The sequence below is a fragment of the Pseudomonas sp. NEEL19 genome, assembly GCF_028751975.1.
In the GTDB taxonomy this organism is placed as follows: Bacteria; Pseudomonadota; Gammaproteobacteria; order Pseudomonadales; family Pseudomonadaceae; genus Aquipseudomonas; species Aquipseudomonas juntendi.
On sequence record NZ_CP081491.1, the window covers coordinates 3,450,309 to 3,472,858 of the forward strand.

The window sequence follows — 22,550 nt, forward strand, 5'->3', positions numbered from 1 at the left end:
GCAGCCCCGGCAGCCTATGCTGCGAAGCTGTGATCCTGGGGGCCGCTGCGCGCCCCTTTCGCGACGCAAGGCCGCTCCCACAGGTACCGAGTCCCCCCGCAGCTACCGGCAACGGCCTTAGTCACTGCCTCCGCCTTCAAAACCTCTCTTTTTCCCACCCCCCCAAGCTGTTACTGTACGCCGACAAAAGCCCAACGCCTCTGGATCGGATGCCGACTTGATACGTCCCCTCCTGCTGTCAATCAGCCTGGCCTTGAGCTTTCCCGCAGTCGCGATGGTGAGCGAAAGCCACGGATACGCGCAGTTCGGCACGCTCAAGTACCCAGCCACGTTCACCCACTTCGACTGGGTCAACCCGCAAGCGCCCAAAGGCGGCACGTTGCGGGCGATGGCCTTTGGCACCTTCGACACCCTCAACCCCTATACCTTCAAGGGGTCGAGCCCGGTGACCACGCCCAACTTCCAACAGTACGGCATCAGCGAGCTCAACGAGCCGCTGATGGTCGGTACCGGCCAATACGACCCGTCCGGCGACGAGCCCACCTCCAGCTATGGCCTCATCGCCCGCTCGGTGGAATACAGCGAGGACCGTAGCTGGGTGGTGTTCAACCTGCGCCCGGAAGCCCGCTGGCATGACGGCAAGCCGATCACCGCGGCAGACGTGGCCTTCTCCTACCGCACGTTGCTCAAGGACGGCCACCCGATCTACCGCACCAACCTGCAAGAGGTGCAACGGGTCGACATCCTCGGCCCGCTGCGCATCCGCTTCGTGTTCAAGCGCGCTGGCAACCCACTGCTCATCCTGCGCCTGGGCGAGATGCCAGTGCTGCCCAAGCACTACTGGCAGCACCGTGACTTCAAGGCCACTACCTTCGAGCCGCCATTGGGCAGTGGCCCATACCGCATTACCGAGGTACAGCCGGGGCGCCGACTGGTGTTCGAGCGCGTCAAGCGTTACTGGGGCAAGGACCTGGCCGTCAACCGAGGCAAGTACAACTTCGATCGCGTGGAGTACGAATTCTACCGTGATGCCACCGTGGCCTTCGAAGCGTTCAAGGCCGGTGAATTCGACATCTATATCGAACACCAGGCGAAGAACTGGGCCAACGGCTACAACTTCCCGGCCGTGCGCCGTGGCGAGGTGATCAAGGCGCAGATCCCGCACCGCATCCCCACGCAAACCCAGGGCCTGTTCATGAACAGCCGCCGGGCGACCTTCAGCGACCCACGGGTACGCCAGGCACTGGGGCTGATGCTCGACTTCGAGTGGACCAACCGCGCCCTGTTCAGCAACGCCTACCGGCGCTCGACCAGCTACTACCCCAACAGTGAGTTCGCCGCCAGCGGTGTGCCCACCGGCAAGGAATGGCTGCTGCTGGCGCCATTCCGTGACCAGTTACCCGCCAAACTGTTCAGCGAACCGTACCAGGTCAGCCACACCGCCGGCCGTGGCGTCAGCCGCGAAACCTTGCGCCAGGCACTGGCCCTGCTCGCCGAGGCGGGGTGGAAGCTGAACGGCCAGCGCCTGGTCGACAGCAAAGGCCAGCAGTTGCGCATGGAGCTGTTGCTGGTAAACCCCAACCTTGAACGCATCCTGCAACCTTATGTCGAAAATCTGTCCAGCATCGGTATCGATGCGCGCTTGCGCACCGTGGACCGTGCCCAGTACAAACAACGCCTGGACCAGTTCGATTTCGACATGATTCTGATGACCCTCAATCAGACCCTGAGCCCCGGCCTGGAGCAGTGGTTGTACTTCCATTCGAGCCAGGCCGGCACCAAGGGCAGCAAGAACTATGCAGGGGTCAAGGACCCGGTGGTCGACCACCTGCTCGACACCCTGTTGGCCGCACGCACCCGCGACGACCAGGTGGCTGCCGCCCGCGCCCTGGACCGCGTCCTCTCATGGCAGTACTACATGATCCCCAACTGGTACCTGGACAACCATCGCCTGGCCTACCGCAACCGGTTCGCCTTCGTCACCACACCGCCCTATACCCTTGGGCTGAACAGCTGGTGGATAAAGACTTCGGAGAAAGCCCAATGATGCCAACGCACCGCCTGCGCCGGCTGGCTGGCAGCCTGTTGCTCGCCTGCCTGAGCCTTCCCGCCCTGGCCGCACCGCAACATGCGCTCACCCTGTACGACGAGCCGCCCAAATACCCTGCCGACTTCAAGCACTTCGACTACGTGAACCCCGAGGCGCCCAAGGGTGGCACCTTCCGCCAGTCCAGTTTCGGCGGTTTCGACAGCCTTAACCCGTTCATCAACAAGGGCGTGCCGGCCGAAAACATCAGCATCATCTACGACACCCTGATGCGCCAGAGCCAGGACGAACCCTTCACCGAATATGGCCTTGTCGCCGGCAAGATCGAGAAAGCCCCGGACAACAGCTGGGTGCGCTTCTACCTGCGCCCCGAAGCACGTTTCCACGATGGCCACCCCATGCGTGCCGATGACGTGGTGTTTACCTTCAACGCCCTGATCAAGGATGGTGCGCCGCTGTATCGTCAGTACTATGCCGACGTCGCCGAGGTGGTCGCCGAAGACCCGTTGAAAGTGCTGTTCAAGTTCAAGCACCGGAACAACCGTGAGCTGCCGCTGATCCTCGGCCAGTTGCCCGTGCTGCCCAAGCACTGGTACGAAAACCGCGACTTCAACCGCGGCAACCTGGAAATTCCGCTGGGCAGCGGCCCGTACAAGGTGGCCGAGGTCAAGGCCGGGCGCTCGGTACGCTACGAGCGGGTCAAGGACTACTGGGCCAAGGACCTGCCGATCAACCGTGGGTTCTACAACTTCGATGTCATGACCTTCGACGCCTACCGTGACACCACCGTAGCCTTGCAAGCACTCAAGGCCGGCGCGTTCGACTATGGCCTGGAAGTCAGCGCGAAAAACTGGGCCACCGCCTACGACGTGCCCGCCGTGCGCGAGGGCCGGCTGATCAAGGAAGAGTTGCCCAACGGCAACCCTACTGGTATGCAGGGCTTCATTTTCAACATCCGCCGGCCGGTGTTCCAGGATGTGCGCGTACGCCACGCCTTGAGCCTGCTGCTGGACTACGAATGGACCAACAAGCAACTGTTCAACGGTGCCTACACCCGTACCGGCAGTTACTTCGAAAACTCGGAAATGGCCGCCCGTGGCTTGCCCAGCGCCAGCGAACTGAAGATCCTCGAGCCGCTGCGCGGCAAAGTACCCGACCAGGTGTTCACCGAGGCCTTCCACAACCCGGTCAGCGACGGCAGCGGCATGATCCGCGAGCAGCAGCGCCAGGCCTACAAGCTGCTGCAGGAGGCCGGCTGGAAAATCGTCGACGACAAGATGGTCGATGCCCAGGGCAAACCGGTAAGCATCGAGTTCCTGCTGGCGCAGACCGAGTTCGAACGCATCCTGCTGCCGTTCAAGCGCAACCTGGCTGACCTGGGTATCGAGCTGAACATCCGCCGGGTCGATGTTTCGCAGTACATCACCCGCCTGCGCTCGCGCGATTTCGACATGATCGTCGGCGGCTATCCGCAGTCCAACTCGCCCGGCAACGAGCAGCGCGAATTCTGGTCCAGTGCCGCCGCCGACAACCCCGGCAGCCGCAACTTCATCGGCCTGCGCGACCCGGCCATCGACCAGCTGGTCGACCAACTGATCAATGCCGACTCGCGCCAAAGCCTGATCGACCATTGCCGCGCCCTTGACCGGGTATTGCTGTGGGGCTATTACGTCATCCCCAACTGGCACATCAAGACCTGGCGGGTAGCCTACTGGAACCACATCGGGCACCCGAAAGTGTCGCCCAAGTACGACATCGGCATCGACACCTGGTGGATCAAGCCCGGGGTAAGCCCGGCCGTCAGCGCAGCCTCTGCGGAAGAGGCCAACTGAGATGCTGGCCTACATCCTGCGCCGCCTGCTGCTGATCATCCCGACCCTGTTCGGCATCCTCATCATCAACTTCATCATCGTCCAGGCTGCCCCTGGCGGCCCGGTTGAACAGATGATCGCCAAGCTCGAAGGCTTCGAGGGCGCCACCAGCCGCATTGGCGGTGGTGGTGCCGAGGTGTCCGTGGCGGGCTCCAACTACCGTGGCGCCCAAGGCCTGGACCCGGCGCTGATCGCCGAAATCGAGCGCATGTACGGGTTCGACAAATCGCCGCCCGAACGCCTGTGGATCATGATCAAGAACTACGCCCGACTGGATTTCGGCGACAGCTTCTTCCGCGATGCCAAGGTCATCGACCTGATCATCGAAAAGATGCCGGTGTCGATCTCGCTGGGGCTGTGGAGCACACTGATCATGTACCTGGTGTCGATCCCACTGGGCATCGCCAAGGCGGTACGCCATGGCAGCCACTTCGACGTGTGGACCAGTTCGGCGATCATCGTCGGCTATGCGATCCCCGCCTTCCTGTTCGCCATCCTGCTGATCGTGCTGTTCGCCGGCGGCAGCTACTTCGACTGGTTCCCGCTGCGCGGCCTCACCTCAAACAACTTCAACGAGCTGAGCACCACCGGCAAGGTGCTGGACTACTTCTGGCACCTGGTGCTGCCAATCACCGCGCTGGTCATCGGCAACTTCGCGACCATGACCCTGCTGACCAAGAACAGCTTCCTCGACGAAATCAACAAGCAATACGTGGTGACCGCCAAGGCCAAAGGCCTGAGCCGGCCACGGGTGCTGTATGGCCATGTGTTCCGCAACGCCATGCTGCTGGTGATTGCCGGCTTCCCTTCGGCGTTCATCGGTATCTTCTTCACCGGCTCCCTGCTGATCGAGGTGATCTTCAGCCTCGACGGCCTGGGCCTGATGAGCTTCGAGGCGGCCATCAACCGCGACTACCCGGTGGTCTTCGGCACCCTGTTCATCTTCACCCTGCTGGGGCTGGTGGTGAAACTGATCGGCGACCTGACCTACACCCTGGTCGATCCACGCATCGACTTTGCCAGCCGGGAGCACTGACATGGCCTTGTCCCCCCTCAACCGACGGCGCTTCGAGCGCTTCAAGGCCAACCGCCGTGGCTGGTGGTCGCTGTGGCTGTTCCTGATCCTGTTCGGCCTCAGCCTGGGTGCCGAACTGATCGCCAACGACAAACCGATTGCCGTGCGCTACGACGGCCAGTGGTACTTCCCCGCCTTCAAGCGCTACCCGGAAACCACGTTCGGCGGCGAATTCCCGCTGGAAGCCAACTACAAGAGCCCCTACATCCGCGAGCTGCTGGCCAAGAAAGACAGCTTCGTGCTGTGGGCGCCGATCCCGTTCAGCTACCAGAGCATCAACTACGACCTGCGCGTTCCGGCCCCGGCACCGCCCTCGGCGGACAACTGGCTAGGCACCGACGACCAAGGCCGCGATGTGCTGGCGCGGGTGATCTACGGCTTCCGCATATCGGTGCTGTTCGCCCTGACCCTGACCGTGGCCAGCTCCATCATCGGCGTCCTCGCCGGCGCCTTGCAGGGGTTTTATGGCGGTTGGGTCGACCTGGCCGGGCAACGCTTTCTGGAAATCTGGTCGGGGCTGCCGGTGCTGTACCTGCTGATCATTCTTGCCAGTTTCGTGCAGCCGAACTTCTGGTGGCTGCTGGGCATCATGCTGCTGTTTTCCTGGATGAGCCTGGTCGACGTGGTGCGCGCCGAGTTCCTGCGCGGCCGCAACCTGGAGTACGTGCGTGCCGCCCGAGCCCTGGGCATGCGCAACGGCGCAATCATGTACCGGCACATCCTGCCCAACGCCATGATCTCGACCATGACCTTCATGCCGTTCATTCTCACCGGCGCCATCGGTACCCTCACGGCCCTGGACTTCCTCGGCTTCGGACTGCCCGCCGGTTCGCCCTCGCTGGGCGAGCTGGTGGCCCAGGGCAAGTCCAACCTGCAGGCACCCTGGCTGGGCATCAGCGCCTTCGCAGTACTGGCGCTGATGCTGAGCCTGCTGGTATTCATCGGCGAATCCGCCCGCGACGCCTTCGACCCGAGGAAGTGACATGAGTGAACAGAACCTGATCGAAGTGCGCGACCTGGTCGTCGAGTTTGTAACCGGCGACCAGGTCAACCGGGTGGTGGATGGCATCAGTTTCGACATCCGCAAAGGCGAGACGCTGGCGCTGGTCGGTGAAAGCGGCTCGGGCAAGTCGGTGACTGCGCACTCGATCCTGCGCCTGCTGCCCTACCCCTTGGCCCAGCACCCCCGCGGCAGCATCCGCCATGAAGGCAAGGACTTGCTGCAGCAGAACGAAAAAACCCTGCAGCGCATTCGCGGCAACCGCATTGCGATGATCTTCCAGGAGCCGATGACGTCGCTGAACCCGCTGCACTGCATCGAAAAGCAGATCAATGAAATTCTTCTGCTGCACAAGGGCCTGACCGGCAAGCAAGCCACTGCGCGCACCCTGGAGCTGCTGGAAATGGTCGGCATCCCGGAGCCACGCAAACGCCTCAAGGCCCTGCCCCACGAGCTGTCCGGCGGGCAACGCCAGCGGGTGATGATCGCCATGGCCCTGGCCAACGAGCCGGAACTGCTGATTGCCGACGAACCGACCACGGCGCTGGATGTGACCGTGCAGCTGAAAATTCTCGACCTGCTCAAGGAACTGCAGGCACGCCTGGGCATGGCGCTGCTGCTGATCAGCCATGACCTGAACCTGGTGCGGCGCATTGCCCACCGCGTGTGCGTGATGCAACGCGGGCAGATTGTCGAGCAGGCGGACTGCGCGGCCCTGTTCAGCACGCCGCAACACCCCTACACGCAGATGCTGATCAATGCCGAGCCCAGCGGGCTGCCGGCGCACAACCCGGTAGGTGCGCCGCTGCTGCAAGTCGATGAGCTCAAGGTCTGGTTCCCGATCAAGAAGGGCCTGCTGCGGCGTACTGTCGACCATGTCAAGGCGGTGAACGGGGTCAACTTCAGTTTGCCGCAGGGGCAAACGCTGGGCATCGTCGGGGAGTCCGGGTCGGGCAAGTCGACATTGGGCCTGGCGATCCTGCGGCTGATTGCCAGCCAGGGGGGTATCCGCTTCCACGGGCAAGACCTGCAGGGGATGAACCAGAAAGCCGTGCGCCCGTTACGGCGCGAGATGCAGGTGGTGTTCCAGGACCCCTTCGGCAGCCTCAGCCCGCGCATGTGCGTGGCAGACATCGTTGGGGAGGGCTTGCGCATTCACGGTATTGGCAATGCCCAGGAGCAGGAGGCGGCCATCATTGCGGCGCTGGAGGAGGTAGGGCTCGACCCGGGCACCCGGCACCGCTACCCGCATGAGTTTTCGGGTGGGCAGCGCCAGCGCATTGCCATCGCCCGGGCGCTGGTGCTCAAGCCGGCGCTGATTCTGCTGGATGAGCCGACCTCGGCGCTGGACCGCACGGTGCAGCGCCAGGTGGTCGAGTTGCTGCGTAATCTGCAGCAAAAATACAACCTCACTTACCTGTTCATCAGCCATGACCTGGCGGTGGTCAGGGCACTGAGCCATCAGTTGATGGTGATCAAGCATGGGCAGGTGGTTGAACAGGGGGATGCGCAGGCAATCTTCCATGCACCGCAACATCCGTATACCCGGCAGCTACTGGAGGCGGCGTTTCTGGAGGTGGAGCCTTCGTGAAGCCGCGCACGGGCAGTTTGCTGGGTGATGCGAGCCTGGGCGGCGCGTTGCCCGCTGCCTGGCTACAGGTCTTCGCTCACCCGGCCAACGGCCGCCACCACTTGCCTGGCACCGGCCTGAATACCGCCTATGGCCGTACTCGCCTGGGTAACGAAATCCACCGCATTGGCCGCTTCCTGGCGGCTGCGCTCGACCTCGCTGACCGCCTGGTTGGCCAGCAGATGATTGTGCGCGACCACCGCATCGATCTCGGCAGTGGCGGTGCTGGTGCGCCCCGCCAGCTTGCGCACTTCATCGGCCACCACGGCGAAGCCCCGCCCCTGGTCGCCGGCGCGCGCAGCTTCGATCGCGGCATTCAGGGCCAGCAGGTTGGTCTGCGACGCAATGGCCCCAATGGTCTGCACGATCGTACTGATGACCGTCGACTGCTGGCCCAGGGCAGCAATGGTATCGCCGGCGCAGTGTAATTGGCTCGCCACGTTCTGCATGGCCTGCTGCATGCCCTGCATCACCGTGACACCATCGCTGGCACTGGCGTCCGTGCGCCGGGAAATGTCCAGCGCCATGTTGGCCGCCTGCCTTACCGCCTGTTCACGCTCGACCTGGGCGGTCACCACCGTGGCGAACTTGACCACTTTCACCAGCTTGCCGCTGGCATCGTGGACCGGGTTGTAGCTGGCCTCCAGCCAGATCTCGCGCCCTTGGCTGTCAATACGCCGGAATCGCCCGGTCACGTACCGGCCAGCATTGAGCGTGCGCCAGAACGCCGTGTATTCGGCACTGGCGGTTTCCTTGGCATCACAGAAGATTCGATGATGCTGGCCGACCAGCTGCTCCAGGCGGTAGCCCATGGCGGCGAGAAACATCGGGTTGGCAGCCTGCACCCGGCCGTCCAGCCCAAACTGAATCATCGCCGTGGAACGCAGCAAGGCCTCGAGCAACGCCTGGCTTTCCAGCCCCGGCGCGGCCAGCCACTGTTGCAGGGGCATGCCCACGACATCGCCCGGCGCGGCGCCGAGTGCCTGGGCAAAACCCGCGGTGCACTCCGCGATACGGTTCTGCGCGTCCAGGCGCAACATGGGACTCTGCTCGAGTTCTGCCAGGCGCTGACGCAGTTGCACGAGCTCGGCGTGTTGCGCTGCGAGTGCAGCTTTGAGGTGGCGATTAAACATCAATAAGACCTGCGATGTTATGCATCATGGTGGGAAGTCAGACGACAGAGACTTTCTGTTGAGTGTCGTGAAACCACTCCTTGAAAACGGCTACAGGCATCGGTCTGGCGATGAAATAGCCCTGCGCTTCAACGCAGCCCCAGGCGCAGGCCTGGACCAGCTGTTCGGCGGTTTCGATCCCTTCGGCGGCCACCTGATAACCGAGTTCGTTGGCCAGCCCTACCACCGACTGCACCAACAATGCTTCACGCGTGCCCGAGGCGGCACGGTGCACCAGCGACCTGTCGAGCTTGACGATGCTGGCGGGGATTTGCGTCAGGTAAACCCAGTTGCTGTAGCCCGTGCCGAAGTCATCGATGGCAATGGCGATCCCTGCCTGGTGGCCGCGCAGCAGTTGCTGCAGCACTTCTTCGGGCTGTTCGATCAAGACACTCTCGGTGAATTCGAGCTGTACCCGCTGCGGGTCGATGGCCTGGGCCTGCAAGCTGTGCAGCAGTGCATCCATGAACCCTGCGCTTTCCAGGTCGCGCGCGGTGACGTTGAAGCTGAGACTGAAATCCAGGTCCCGGGTACAGGCCAGCACCCGCAAGGCTGCGCGCATCACCCAAAGGCTGAGGCTGGCCATGAGCGCCGTTTTTTCAGCCAAAGGGATGAACTCCGCCGGGGCGACATCGCCCAGTAACGGGTGGCGCCAGCGCAGCAAAGCTTCGGCAGAACAGCATCGGCCTGAAGGCAGCTCGATCCGCGGTTGCAGGTGCAGGCTCAGTTCATCGTCGCTCTGCAGCGCCTGGGCCAACGACGCCAGCAACAGGAACGCACGGCGTTGCGCAGCGTCCACGTCCGGCTCGTACCACCCATGCCGGCCAGGCCTGCGCCGCGCGGTATCCGCTGCCGCGACTGCCCGGCGCATCCACTCCATGCCGTCACGGTCTTCGCACTGCTGCGTGATGGGGGCGATGCCGATACCGGCGTCCAGCAACACCGGAATCTGGTGGCATTGCGCAGGCGCCTGCAGGGCGTCGACAATCCGCTCGCACAACGGCTCTACGTCGTCTGCGTCTTCCAGCAGCACACCGAAGCGGGTCGGGCTGATCTTGTACAACGACAAGCCGTTATCCAGCTGGCTGGCGATGCGCGCCTTGGCCTGCAACGTCAAGTCGTGGGCGAAGTTGTAACCCAGGCCGCGGATGATATCGCTGAGGGCCTCGGCGGCCATGATGTCCACCGCCAACAGGGTCAGCGACTTACCCCGGTCCAGGCCCGCCACCACATCACATTCGAGCTTCAGGCGGTTGAACAGGCCGGTGGCCTGGTCGTGAAAATTGTTGCGGCGCATGCCGGCGATGATGTGCATGGCCATTTCGCTGAAGGACGTCAGCATCGACCGTTGCGCCTCATCCAAGGCGGGCCGTGGTGCAGTATCGATGATGCAGAAGCTGCCGATGGCCACCTGGCTGTCTACCAGCAGCGGGGCCCCGCAGTAATAACGAATGCCAGGCTCACCCGTGACCAGGGGGTTGTCGGCAAAGCGCGGGTCCAGGGCAGCGTCCAGCACTTCCAGTGGCTGCGCCTGGAGAATGGTGTGGGCACAGAATGAAACATCCCGGGGGGTGGCATCGGCGGCCAGCCCGGCCTTGGCCGTGAACCATTGCTCACACTCCCCTACGATCGAAACCAGGCAGATCGGCATGGAAAAGTAGCGGCGGGCCATCTCGACCAGCGCGGTCAGTTCGCTGCTCTGCGGTTGGTGCAATACGCACGATTCGGCGATCTTGGCCAAACGGTCGGGTTCATTGGTCGGAACGGGGGCAACTTTCATGGCATCTCACCTGTCCCACGCGGACCCAAGCATAGAGTAATAGCACTACGCTACATCAATACTTGTACAGAGAGAAATTTTTGTACAACTTTTCGCATTATATTTCGACAGACGGTGATGCAATATCATCTGTCTCATAAGAGATCGGCCCACCAGGGAAGTTCACAAACCCCCGAGCTCACAGGAACACACGCACCGTTTCAGCATGTAACAGTTACTGCACCGGTCATCAGAAAATCTGATGACGATCGTCTTTAGTCATCAGCCAGGTAGGACATAAAGTCGCTCCGTCAACCCGCCTCAACGGTAGAGCCCATGTCCAGTCACCACCCAAATGCCTCCCCTGCCCTTCAAGCGCTGGTCCAGCGTTCCAGCTTGCCAGGGCCTGTGCTCAACGCCACGCAGGCGCAAGGCCTGCTGCAGGCCCATTACGGCCTCACGGGTGAGTTGTCGGCCTTGGGCAGCCAGCAGGACCTGAACCTGCGTGTGGTCGCGCCGCAAGGCAGCTTCGTGCTCAAGGCATGCCATGGCAGCTACGCCCAGGTCGAACTGGAGGCCCAGCATGCGGCCCTCGCCTACCTGCGCAAGCATGGCCTGCCCGTGCCAGGCGTGCGCCCGGCACTCAGTGGCGAAGCCTTGCTGGAACTGGACGTCGCAGACCAGCCATTGCGGGTACGCCTGCTGGAATACATCGAAGGCCAACCGCTGACCCGCCTTGCCCACCTCCCGGCGCAACTGATGGCGGAGCTGGGCGGGCTTTGCGCAAAGCTTGACCGGGCCTTGGCCGGTTTCGACCACCCTGGCCTTGAGCGCACCCTGCAATGGGACCCCAAGCATGCGCAAACGCTGATAGAGCACTTGCTTCCCGTGCTGCAAGATGCCGACCAGCGCCGCCGCATCGCACAGGCCACCGCTGTGGCTGCCGAACACCTGGCACCCCTGATCGGCAGCCTGCCAAGCCAAGCCGTGCACCTGGACATCACCGACGACAACACCGTGTGGGCGCGTGACGACCAGCGCCAATGGCAACTGCGAGGGCTGATCGACTTCGGCGACCTGCTACGCACCTGGCGCATCGCCGATCTGTCAGTAACCTGTGCGGCGCTGCTGCACCACGCCGAAGGCGACCCGCTGCGGATCCTCCCGGCGATCAGCGCCTACCAGGCCCTCAACCCACTCACAGAAGCAGAGTTGCGGGCCCTCTGGCCACTGGTGCTGAACCGCGCCGCAGTAGTGGTGCTGAGCAGCGCCCAGCAGTTGGCTGTGGACCCAGGCAACCAGTACACCCGCGACAATGTCGCCCATGAGTGGGAAATTTTCGACACCGCCACCGCCGTGCCCTTCGCCCTGATGCAGGCGGCGATCCTGCGGGCTGCCGGTTTGCCGGTCGCCACGCCAGACATGACCCACTGCGCGCCGCTGCTTCCCGAACTGCAAGGGCAGGCGGTGCACCGGCTCGACCTCGGCGTGCTCAGTGCGCACTATGAGGCGGGGAACTGGGAGCAACCTGGCTTCGACCAGCACCTACTCACCCGGCAAACTGCCCCGGCCTGCACCCTCTACGGGCAATATCGCCTGTCGCAAACCCATATCGACCGCGCCGCAGAACCGGCCACTTGCGCCCTGGGCGTTGAACTGCATGTGCCCCACGCCAGCCTGCTCCAGGCACCGGCGGCCGGCACCTGGCAGCGCCATGGCGATACTGGCGGCTGCCTGCGTACTGCGCGCTGGGCCTTGTGGCTGCAAGGCCTGCAAGATGCGCCAGCCGCTGGCCAGGCCGTGGCCCAGGGCCAGGCGCTGGGCCGTAGTTGCGGCGTGCTTCGCGTGCAAGTGTGCCTGGGCACCGACACCCAGCCACCTTTCTTCGCCACCCCGTCCCATGCCGATGCCTGGCTGGCCCTGTGCCCTTCCCCCGCGCCGCTGCTGGGCCTGGACTGCGATGCCGAGCCACTGCCTGACCCACAGGCCCTGCTGGCCCGTCGCGACGCCAGCTTCGCGCGCTCGCAGAAACACTACTACGCGCAGCCACCCCACATCGAACGTGGCTGGCGCAACTACCTGTTCGACATGCAAGGCCGCGCTTACCTCGACATGCTCAACAACGTTGCGGTATTGGGCCACGGCCACCCGCGCATGGTCGCCGAGTCGGCGCGGCAGTGGTCGTTGCTCAATACCAACTCGCGCTTTCACTACGCGGCCGTCACCGAATTTTCCGAACGTTTGCTGAAGCTGGTACCCGAAGGCTTCGACCGGGTTTTCATGGTCAACAGCGGCACCGAAGCCAACGACCTGGCGATACGGCTGGCCTGGGCCTACAGCGGCGGGCGCGACCTGCTCAGCGTGTTGGAGGCCTACCACGGCTGGTCGGTGGCCACCGATGCCATCTCCACGTCGATCGCCGACAACCCGCAGGCGTTGCACACCCGCCCGGACTGGGTGCACCCGGTCGAGGCGCCGAATACCTTCCGCGGCCGCTACCGTGGCGCCGACAGCGCAGCAGACTACCTGCGCGATGTCGACACCAAGCTGGCCGACCTCGATGCCCGTGGCCGACAGCTGGCCGGCATCATCTGCGAACCGGTGTACGGCAATGCCGGTGGCATCGCGCTGCCAGCGGGGTACCTGCGCGAGGCCTATGCCAAGGTCCGGGCCAGGGGCGGTGTGTGCATCGCCGACGAGGTCCAGGTCGGTTACGGCCGCCTGGGTGAATACTTCTGGGGCTTCGAGCAGCAATGCGTGGTGCCCGACATCATCACCATGGCCAAGGGCATGGGTAACGGCCAGCCGCTGGGGGTAGTCATTACCCGCCGCGACATTGCCGAAGCACTGGAGGCCGAGGGTTATTTCTTCTCTTCCGCCGGTGGCAGCCCGGTCAGTTGCCGCATTGGCATGGCAGTACTGGACGTGATGCAGGAAGAAGGCCTGTGGGACAACGCCCGCGATACCGGGCGCTATTTCAAGGCGCGCTTGCAGGCGCTGGTCGACAAGCACCCGCTGGCCGGCGCCGCGCATGGCTCGGGCTTCTACCTGGGCCTGGAACTGGTGCGTGACCGCGAAACACTGGAGCCCGCGACGCAGGAAACCCAGCTGCTCTGCGACAGGCTGCGGGAATTGGGCATCTTCATGCAACCCACAGGGGATCACCTGAACATTCTCAAGATCAAGCCGCCAATGTGCACCAGCCGGGCCAGCGTGGATTACTTCGTCGATAGCATCGACCGGGTGCTGGGTGAAGGGCTGTAGCGGCTCACCTTCTGCGAGATCGAGCGCCGCGCGAGCGGCGCTTCGCAGATAAACTCCACGCCCACCTGGCGGCCCTTTTTCGGGCGAGCACAGGCGCACCAATATGGCGCACGCACTCCATCCCGCCACAAAAAGGCGCGGCATCAGCACGCAATTACCCACCCCGCTTCATGCTTGTTCACATCCATTCACAAACGCCAACGTTTGCGTCTAGCCCGCATGCTCTCAAATGTGACCAGTGGGTCACCTTTTCTGCCTTTTCTCTCCTACACTCGGTTTTCGGCCCGCGATTTGCTCAATGGAAGAGTGACGAAAATAAGTCGAACTTTACGGAACGCGGGCAGGTCAGGAACTAAGTAGGCCAAACGCAACGGGATCTCCCAGCTTCGGCCACCACCCCTACCCGCTCAAACGCCTTCGGCCGGAACGCCGAGCGCGCGTTGCCTGTGCGCACGACCTTGGGGCATGGAAAGCAGTACGTATTCAGCAAGCAGAGAGAACCAGTACGAAACAACGCCACGGGTGCCAGCACCCGGCAAGCATAGGGACGGAGAGAAGTATGATCAGTGCCGCTGTCGAGCCACACGTAAACACGTTCACCACCGAGAAGCGCGAACCGCTCACCCCGGATTTCGCCACGACAGCCAAGGCACCCGGCGCCCAGCGCCAGCACAACCCCAACAAGCGCAAGATTCTGTTCGTGACCTCGGAAATCGCCGACCTGGTCAAGACAGGCGGCCTGGGTGACGTGTCTGCAGCCCTGCCGCGCGCCCTGGCGCACTTGCACGATGTTCGGGTATTGATCCCGGGCTACCCGCAGGTGGTCGAAAGCGACAACCCGATCCATATCGTCGGCGAACTGGGCGGCCACGCAGCCCTGCCGCCATGCAAGATCGGCCGCATGGACATGCCCGACGGCCTGGTCATCTATGTGCTCATCTGCCCCGAACTGTACCAGCGCGACGGCACCCCCTATGGCGCCAACAACGGTCGCGACTGGCCAGACAACCACATCCGTTTCGCTCGCCTGGGCCTGGCCGCAGCGGAAATCGCAGCCGGCGAAGGCATGATCCACTGGAAGCCCGAAGTGGTGCATGCGCATGACTGGCCGGCCGGCCTGGCGCCAGCCTACATGCACTGGCGCGGCCTCAACACGCCAACCCTGTTCACCATCCACAACCTGGCCTACCAAGGTGTGTACAGCCGTGGGTGCAGCCCCGAACTGGCCATCCCGGAACACGCCATGCAGCAGGAAGGCATGGAGTTTTACGGCAAGCTGTCGTTCCTCAAGGCGGGCCTTGCCTACTCCAGCCACATCACCACGGTCAGCGCCACCTATGCCCGGGAAATCACCACCCCGGAATTCGGCTGCGGCCTGGATGGCTTCCTCGCCAGCAAAGCCCAGCAAGGCCTGCTTGGCGGCATCCCCAACGGTATCGACGAAAGCTGGGACTCGGCCACCGACAAGCACCTGCAGCACAACTTCAGCATCAATGACTGGGAAGGCAAGGCACGCAATACCCACGAAGTACGCCAACTGTTCGGCCTGGACGACTCCGACGGCCCGCTGTTCGCAGTGGTTTCGCGCCTGGTTTACCAGAAAGGCCTGGACCTGACCTTGGGCGTGGCCGACTACATCGTCGAACAAGGCGGGCAGATCGCGATCATCGGCCGTGGCGAGCCGGAGGAAGAACAGGCCATGCGCGAACTGGCGCTGCGCCACCCAGGCCGTATCGGGGTACGCATCGGCTTCAACGAAACCGACGCCCGGCGCATGTTCGCCGGCAGTGATTTCCTGCTGATGCCCTCGCGCTACGAGCCCTGCGGGCTCAGCCAGATGTATGCCCAGCGCTTTGGCTCGCTGCCAGTGGCGCGCAATACCGGCGGCCTGGCCGACACCATCGAGTGCGGGGTCACGGGCTTCCTGTTCAACGAGTCGACCGTCGACAGCTACCGCGAAGCGCTTGGCCGCGCCTTCTATGTATATGGCAAGAAGGACCTGCTCAACGCCATGCGCTGCCTGTCGATGACCCAGCCGTTCAACTGGTGCCAGGCGGTGGAACCCTACGCCCGGCTGTACGAAGACCTGGTCAAGCAAGCACAACTGAGCCACTACTGAGCGAGGGCAGTAAGATGCACAGGCATGGCGCACACTTGCTGGACGCCACGTCGGCGCGCTTCGCCCTCTGGGCACCCGATGCGCGCAGCGTGAGCGTGGAACTGGAGCAGCAGCCGGCTATCGCCCTGCAGCGCGATGAAGACGGTTGGTTCAGTGGCGTGGCGCCCTGCCAGGCCGGCGACCGTTACCACTTTCGAATTGATGATGCACTGCAGGTGGCCGACCCGGCGTCGCGCTACCAGCCTACTGGCGTGCACGGCCCCAGCCAGGTGGTGGATGTGGCCAGCTACCCCTGGCAGCACCCGTGGCTAGGCCGCCCCTGGCACGAGGCGGTCATTCAGGAACTGCATGTGGGGCTGCTCGATGGCTACCAAGGCGTAGCCCGGCAACTGCCGAAGCTGGCCGCGCTGGGTATCAGCGCAATAGAGCTGATGCCCCTGGGGCAGTTCCCCGGCGAGCGCAACTGGGGCTACGACGGCGTATTGCCCTATGCCCCGCAGCACACCTACGGCAGCCCAGAGCAACTGTGCGCGTTGGTCGACCAGGCCCATGGTGAAAAGCTGATGGTGCTGGTGGACGTGGTGTACAACCACTTCGGCCCCGACGGCAATTACCTGCACCAGTATGCCAGCCCGTTCTTCCGGGAAGATCGGCAGACGCCTTGGGGCGCGGCCATCGACTTTCGCCGCCCGCAGGTGCGCGAATACTTTATCCAAAACGCACTGATGTGGCTGTGCGACTACCGCTGCGACGGCCTGCGCCTGGATGCCGTACATGCCATCGACCAACCCGATTTTCTGGTGGAACTGGCCGACCGCGTGCGTGCCGCAGTGGAGCCCGGGCGCCACGTGTGGCTGGTGCTGGAGAACGAGCACAACCAGGCCACCCTGTTGCAACAGGGTTTCGACGCGCAGTGGAACGATGACGGCCACAACGCCCTGCATGTGCTGCTCACCGGCGAGACCGAAGGGTATTATGCCGACTACAAGGACCGCCCCATCGACCAGCTGGCACGCTGCCTGGCCGAAGGCTTCGTGTTCCAAGGCCAGGCCAACCGCCACGGTACGCCGCGCGGCGAACCCAGTGCGCATCTACCACCCAGTGCCTTCGTACTGTTCTTGCAGAACCACGATCAGGTTGGCAACCGCGCACTGGGCGAGCGCCTGACCCGCCTGTGCCCACCGCCGGCGCTGCGCGCTGCCACCACCTTGCTCCTGATGGCACCGATGATCCCCCTGCTGTTCATGGGTGACGAAGAAGGCAGTTGCCAGCCCTTCCTGTTCTTTACCGACTTCCACGACGAACTGGCCGATGCAGTGCGCGAAGGCCGCCGTGGCGAGTTCGCCCATTTCAAGGCCTTCGCTGACCCCGAGCAGCGCGAGCACATCCCCGACCCCAACGCCGAACAGACCTATGCCGCATCGCGCCCTTACAGCAAGCAGGTGCTGGCCGGCTGGCATGGCCTGTATCAGCAGTTGCTCGACCTGCGCCGCCACCATGTGATCCCGCACCTGCCTGGCAGCTGTGCGCTGGGCGCCGAGGTGCACGGTGACAAGGCAGTCACCGCACGCTGGCAGCTGGGCAATGGCAACACCTTGCGCATCGACCTGAACCTGGCCGACAGCCCGCAGCCGGTCGAGCTGCCGCCACCGCCCTTGCGGTTGTTCGACAGCGGCGATGCTCGCCACCCCGACAGCCAACTGGCGGCGTACAGCTGCGTGGTCAGCCTGCTTCCCCCTGCCCAGGAGCGCCCATGAGCGAAACCGCCCTGCACCGCTTGGCGAACCGCGTCGGACTTAGCCGCGACTGGATCGACGCCAATGACCGCCCTCAGCGCGTGAGCGACCACGTGCTGCGCAACCTGCTCGAAAACCTGGGCCACCCGGCCGGCGACGATGCGGCAATCGCCGCAAGCCTGCAGGCCCTGGAAGCCGCTGACGACAGTGAGCACCTGCCGCCCTTGTTGACGGCCGACCAGGGCCAGCCGCTGGACCTTTCGCGCTATTTCAGCGCGGCCAGCGTCGCCCGTTGCACCCTCGAGAACAGCGCCACGCGTGTGCTCGAACTTGACCGGCAGGCCCGCCTGCCCGGTGAACTGCCTGTCGGCTACCACCAGGTCGAAATCGACAGCCGCCGTTTCACGGTGGCCGTAGCGCCGCCCCGTTGCCATAGCCTTGAAGACAGCCTTGAGCACAGCGCGCAGCAACCACCCGCGCGCTGCTGGGGGCTGGCGGTTCAGCTGTACAGCCTGCGCCGCCCTGGCGACGGTGGTTATGGCGACTGCCTGGCCCTTGAACAACTGGCCCGCTCGGCCGCGGAGCGCGGCGCCGATGCCTTGGCCATCAGCCCGATTCATGCCCTGTCGGCCATCGACCAGGAACATTACAGCCCCTACTCGCCCTCCAGCCGCCTGCTGCTCAATGCCTTGTACGCCAGCCCCGCCGCCCTGCTGGGTGAACGGGAAGTGCGCATGGCCATCGAAGCCTGCGGCCTGGAGCAACAGCTGGAAGAACTGCAGCAGCGCCCGCTGGTTGACTGGCCACGTGCCGCCAGCGCCCAGCTGCGTGTGCTGGAGGCGCTGTACCAGGGGTTCAGCCAAGGCAGCCACCCGCTGCGCGAGGACTTCGACAGTTTCCGCAAAGCCGCCGGGGAAGCGCTGGAGCATCATTGCCGCTTCGAAGTGCTGCAGGCCCATGCCGTGGAGCATGGCCTGGGCGCCGACTGGCGGCACTGGCCCAAGCCCTGGCAAGACCCCTGTCACCCGCAAGTCCAGGCCATCGCCGAGGCCTACCCGGCCAAGGTGGAGTTCCACGCGTTCTGCCAATGGCTCACCGAGCGTGGCCTGCAACGCGCCCACGAGGCCGCCCGCGGCAACGGCATGAGGGTGGGCCTGATCGCCGACCTGGCAGTTGGCGCCGACGGTGCCGGCAGCCAGGCCTGGAGCCGCCAGGACGAATTGCTGTCGGGCCTGAATGTGGGCGCACCGCCCGACATTCTCAACCGGGCCGGACAGAACTGGGGAATTTGCGCCTTTTCGCCCGAAGGCCTCAAGCGCAACGGCTACCGCGCGTTCATCGAAATGTTGCGGGCCAACCTGGCGCATGCCGGCGGCCTGCGCATCGACCACGTCATGGGCCTGCGCCGGCTGTGGCTGATACCGCAAGGCGCCGAGCCCAGCGAAGGCGCCTACCTCAACTACCCGCTGGAGGACCTGCTGCGGCTACTGGCGCTGGAATCGCTACGCCACCAGGCCATCATCCTTGGTGAAGACCTGGGCACGGTGCCCGCCGGCCTGCGCGAAGCCCTGGCCGAGAAAGCCGTGCTGGGCATGCGCGTGCTGCCTTTCGAGCAGCGCCAGCCTGGGCAGTTCACGCCGATACTGGACTGGCCCGACAACGCCCTGGCCACTACCGGTACACACGACCTGGCGCCCCTGGCCGGCTGGCTGAAAAACCGCGATATCGACTGGAGCCACCGCTTGCAACTCATTGACGCTGCCACCGAACTGCACTGGCGCCACGACCGCCAGAAACAACACGACGGCCTGCGCCGCACCTTGCAAGCCAACTATGGCGTGCTCAAGGACGATGACGCCGTGATCGATGCCGCCATCCGCTACGTGGGCCATACCCGGGCGCCACTGGTGCTGGTACCGCTGGAAGACCTGTTGGGCTGCGACGAGCAACCCAACCTGCCAGGCACCACCACCGGCCACCCCAACTGGCGCCGGCGCTTCGCCCGCCCGGTGCATGAACTGCTGAATGACGACGATGCCGCGCGGCGCCTGGAGCTGCTTGCCCAAGCCCGCGAACAAGCCTGGGAGCGTGACCGATGAAGCCCTTGAGCGCCACCTTGCGCCTGCAGTTCCACAGTGACTTCACCCTCGACCACGCCGTGCCGCTGGTGCCCTACTTCGCCCAACTGGGCATCAGCCACCTGTATGCCTCACCCATCCTCAAGGCCCGTGCCGGTTCACGCCACGGCTACGACGTGGTCGACCCGACCCAGGTCAACCCCGAGCTGGGCGGCGAGGCGGCGTTGCAGCGCCTGGTCGCGGCCTTGCGCCAGCATGGCATGGGGCTGATCCTCGACACCGTGTCCAACCACATGGCCGTAGGCGGCGCGGACAACCCGTGGTGGCAATGCCTGCTGGCCTGGGGCCGGCGTAGCCCGTACGCAGAATTCTTCGACATCCAGTGGCATTCCAGCGATCCGCTGCTGGCCGGGCAATTGCTGTTGCCGTTCCTGGGTAACGACTATGGCGTGTGCTTGAAAAACGGCGAACTCCCGCTGGAGTTCGACAAGGACCGGGGGGTGCTGCAAGTCGCCCACTACCAGCACCGTTTCCCGATTTGCCCGATCGACTACGGCTGGATCCTGGCCCTGAGCCCGGACCCCGCCTTGCAGGCCCTGGCGGAGCATTTCACGGCGCTGGGCGAAGCGGCCACGCCATTGGCTGACGCCCTGCCCCTGCAGGCCGAACTGGCGCGCCTGGTGCAGCAGGGTGCCGACCTCGAATCGGCCCTGGTGGCGTTCGACAGCCGTGCCGAAAGCGGCTTCAAGCGCCTGCACCTGCTGCTGGAGCGCCAGACTTACCGGCTGGCCAGCTGGCGCACCGCCGCCGACGACATCAACTGGCGGCGCTTCTTCGACATCAACGAACTGGGTGGCCTGCGGGTCGAGCGCGCGGTGGTGTTCGAGGCGACCCACGCCAAGCTCTTCGAGCTGATCGAGCGCGGCTTGGTGGACGGCCTGCGCATTGACCATATCGACGGCCTGGCCGACCCGCGCGGCTATTGCCGCAAGCTGCGCCGGCGCGTCGACGGCCTGCTGGCCAGTCGGCCGCTGAACGCCGCGGTCGAACACTTCCCGATCTATGTGGAAAAGATTCTCGGCAGCGGCGAACACCTGCACCTCGACTGGCACACCGACGGCACCACTGGCTACGAGTTCATGAACCAGGTGTCGCTGCTGCAGCACGACCCGGCCGGTGAAGCACCGCTGACCGAGTTGTGGGCCAACATCAGCGAGCGCCCGGCCTTTGCTGAAGAAGTGCGCCAGGCGCGCCACCTGGTGCTCAACGCCAGCCTGGCAGGCGACTGCGAGTCGGTAGCCCAGGCGCTGTTGCAGGTCGCCCGCAACGACCTGATGACTCGCGACCTGACCTTGGGCGCCATCCGCCGTGCCTTGCAGGCGCTGGTGGCACACTATCCGGTCTACCGCACCTACTTCAATGCCTGCGGGCGCCCGGCTGAAGACGAAGTGTTTTTCCAGCAAGCCCTGACCAATGCCCGCCAGGACCTGGCCGAAGCCGACTGGCCGTTGCTCGACCAATTGGAACAGTGGCTGGGTGGCCAAGGCTGGCGGCAATTGCCGCCGGGGCGCGCGCGCAAGCAGTTGCGCCATGCCTGCGTGCGCTTCCAGCAACTGACCGCACCCAGTGCCGCCAAGGCGGTGGAAGACACGGCTTTCTACCGCAGCGCGCGGCTGCTGTCGCGCAACGATGTGGGCTTCGAGGCCGAGCGTTTCAGTGCCCCGGTGGCGCACTTCCACAACGAAGCGCAACGGCGTCTGCGCGACTTCCCCGACAACCTGCTGGCCACCGCCACCCATGACCACAAGCGTGGCGAAGACACACGCGCCCGCCTGGCCGTGCTCAGCGAGCGTGGGCCGTGGCTGGCCAGCCGCGTGGAGCACTGGCGCGAGCTGGCGGCGCCGCTGCGTGCGCCGCTGGAGGACGGCCTGGCGCCCAGCCCCGGCGACGAGCTGATGCTGTTGCAGACGCTGCTCGGCAGTTGGCCGCTGGACCTTGACCTGCACGACGCCAACGCCCTGCGCCAATACGCCGACCGCGTGCGCCAGTGGCAGCAGAAGGCCCTGCGCGAGGCCAAGCTGCGCAGCAGCTGGAACGCACCGAACGAGGCCTACGAGGCGGCCTGTGCCCGCTACCTGGACGGTTTGCTGCTGGGCAGTGAAAACCAGCAATTGCGCCAATCGGTGGCCGATGCCGCACAACTGCTCGCTTGCCCCGGCGCCCTCAATGGCCTGGTGCAGGCCCTGCTGCGCATGACCACCCCGGGCGTGCCCGACCTGTATCAGGGCAACGAATACTGGGACCTGAGCCTGGTCGACCCGGACAACCGCCGCGCCGTGGACTACGCTTTGCGGCGTGCCACCCTGGAAAGCGCCACACCTATGGCCGAGCTGCTGTCGCACTGGCGCGACGGCCGCCTCAAGCAGGCCTTGGTCGCCCGTGTGCTGGACTGCCGCCAGGCGCACGCCGAGCTGTTCCGCCGCGGTGCCTACCTGCCGCTGACGGTACAGGGCCGGCATGCCGACAAGGTCGTCGCCTTCGCCCGGCTGGGTGAAGGCGAACGCGCCATCGTCGTGGCCCCACGCCTGGCCAACAGCCTACTCGGCAGCGCGCCAACACCGTTGATCCCGGCACAGAACTGGGACGACACCCGGCTGGTTTTACCGTTTGCCGTATCACCTGCCAATTCGACGGGACTTTTCCCATGCGCGGCGGTCAGCTCATCAAGGGAGCTGATGTTGAGCGCCGTGCTGGCGGAGTTTCCGGTCAACCTGTTGATCCAACAATCTTGAGCATCAG

12 protein-coding genes and 1 pseudogene are annotated in these 22,550 nt (G+C 64.5%); 10 read left to right on the top strand and 3 right to left on the bottom strand.

The window, feature by feature from the left end; all coding sequences use genetic code 11:
- Positions 1 to 217 precede the first annotated feature (217 nt).
- The 5 genes from K4A76_RS15370 to K4A76_RS15390 are packed head-to-tail and all read left to right on the top strand — an operon-like array spanning position 218 to position 7,584.
- Entirely contained in the window at positions 218 to 2,047 is a 1,830-nt protein-coding gene (locus tag K4A76_RS15370; protein WP_207939746.1) for an extracellular solute-binding protein, read from the top strand.
- The gene (locus tag K4A76_RS15375) at positions 2,044 to 3,879 is read left to right on the top strand and encodes an extracellular solute-binding protein (RefSeq protein ID WP_274410622.1); all 1,836 of its coding nucleotides are present in this window, start codon (positions 2,044 to 2,046) and stop codon (positions 3,877 to 3,879) included. Before K4A76_RS15370 ends, K4A76_RS15375 begins: the two co-directional genes overlap by 4 nt.
- Position 3,880: 1 nt before the next feature.
- Positions 3,881 to 4,954, top strand: a complete 1,074-nt coding sequence (locus K4A76_RS15380) for a microcin C ABC transporter permease YejB (RefSeq protein ID WP_274410623.1) — start codon at positions 3,881 to 3,883, stop codon at positions 4,952 to 4,954.
- 1 nt (position 4,955) lies between these two features.
- The gene (locus K4A76_RS15385; protein ID WP_029886648.1) at positions 4,956 to 5,975 is read left to right on the top strand and encodes an ABC transporter permease; all 1,020 of its coding nucleotides are present in this window, start codon (positions 4,956 to 4,958) and stop codon (positions 5,973 to 5,975) included.
- 1 nt (position 5,976) lies between these two features.
- Positions 5,977 to 7,584: an ABC transporter ATP-binding protein gene (locus tag K4A76_RS15390; protein ID WP_274410624.1), complete on the top strand. Its 1,608-nt coding sequence runs from the start codon at positions 5,977 to 5,979 to the stop codon at positions 7,582 to 7,584.
- Positions 7,585 to 7,646: 62 nt separating this feature from the next.
- Here K4A76_RS15390 and K4A76_RS23910 read toward each other — a convergent pair whose 3' ends face one another.
- The 3 genes and pseudogenes from K4A76_RS23910 to K4A76_RS15400 all read right to left on the bottom strand — a co-directional run bounded on the left by K4A76_RS23910 (position 7,647) and on the right by K4A76_RS15400 (position 10,575).
- Positions 7,647 to 8,150, bottom strand: coding sequence for a methyl-accepting chemotaxis protein (locus tag K4A76_RS23910; protein ID WP_223809676.1), 504 nt, complete (start codon positions 8,148 to 8,150; stop codon positions 7,647 to 7,649).
- Positions 8,151 to 8,228: 78 nt separating this feature from the next.
- Positions 8,229 to 8,756 (bottom strand): annotated as a pseudogene (locus K4A76_RS23915) (PAS domain S-box protein); the annotation flags it as partial.
- A 37-nt stretch (positions 8,757 to 8,793) separates the two neighbouring features.
- Complete coding sequence (locus tag K4A76_RS15400; protein WP_274410626.1) at positions 8,794 to 10,575, bottom strand: sensor domain-containing diguanylate cyclase; 1,782 nt, start codon at positions 10,573 to 10,575, stop codon at positions 8,794 to 8,796.
- A gap of 315 nt (positions 10,576 to 10,890) precedes the next feature.
- Here K4A76_RS15400 and K4A76_RS15405 point away from each other — a divergent pair, with 315 nt between their 5' ends.
- The 5 genes from K4A76_RS15405 to K4A76_RS15425 all read left to right on the top strand — a co-directional run bounded on the left by K4A76_RS15405 (position 10,891) and on the right by K4A76_RS15425 (position 22,543).
- Positions 10,891 to 13,818: an aminotransferase gene (locus tag K4A76_RS15405; RefSeq protein ID WP_274410627.1), complete on the top strand. Its 2,928-nt coding sequence runs from the start codon at positions 10,891 to 10,893 to the stop codon at positions 13,816 to 13,818.
- Positions 13,819 to 14,377: 559 nt separating this feature from the next.
- Complete coding sequence (glgA, locus tag K4A76_RS15410) at positions 14,378 to 15,937, top strand: glycogen synthase GlgA (RefSeq protein WP_054912205.1); 1,560 nt, start codon at positions 14,378 to 14,380, stop codon at positions 15,935 to 15,937.
- 14 nt (positions 15,938 to 15,951) lie between these two features.
- The gene (gene treZ / locus K4A76_RS15415) at positions 15,952 to 17,694 is read left to right on the top strand and encodes a malto-oligosyltrehalose trehalohydrolase (protein ID WP_274410628.1); all 1,743 of its coding nucleotides are present in this window, start codon (positions 15,952 to 15,954) and stop codon (positions 17,692 to 17,694) included.
- Positions 17,691 to 19,772, top strand: a complete 2,082-nt coding sequence (gene malQ / locus K4A76_RS15420) for a 4-alpha-glucanotransferase (protein ID WP_274410629.1) — start codon at positions 17,691 to 17,693, stop codon at positions 19,770 to 19,772. The genes treZ and malQ overlap by 4 nt, the downstream gene beginning before the upstream one ends.
- Entirely contained in the window at positions 19,769 to 22,543 is a 2,775-nt protein-coding gene (locus K4A76_RS15425) for a malto-oligosyltrehalose synthase (protein ID WP_274410630.1), read from the top strand. The genes malQ and K4A76_RS15425 overlap by 4 nt, the downstream gene beginning before the upstream one ends.
- The last annotated feature ends 7 nt before the right edge of the window (positions 22,544 to 22,550 follow it).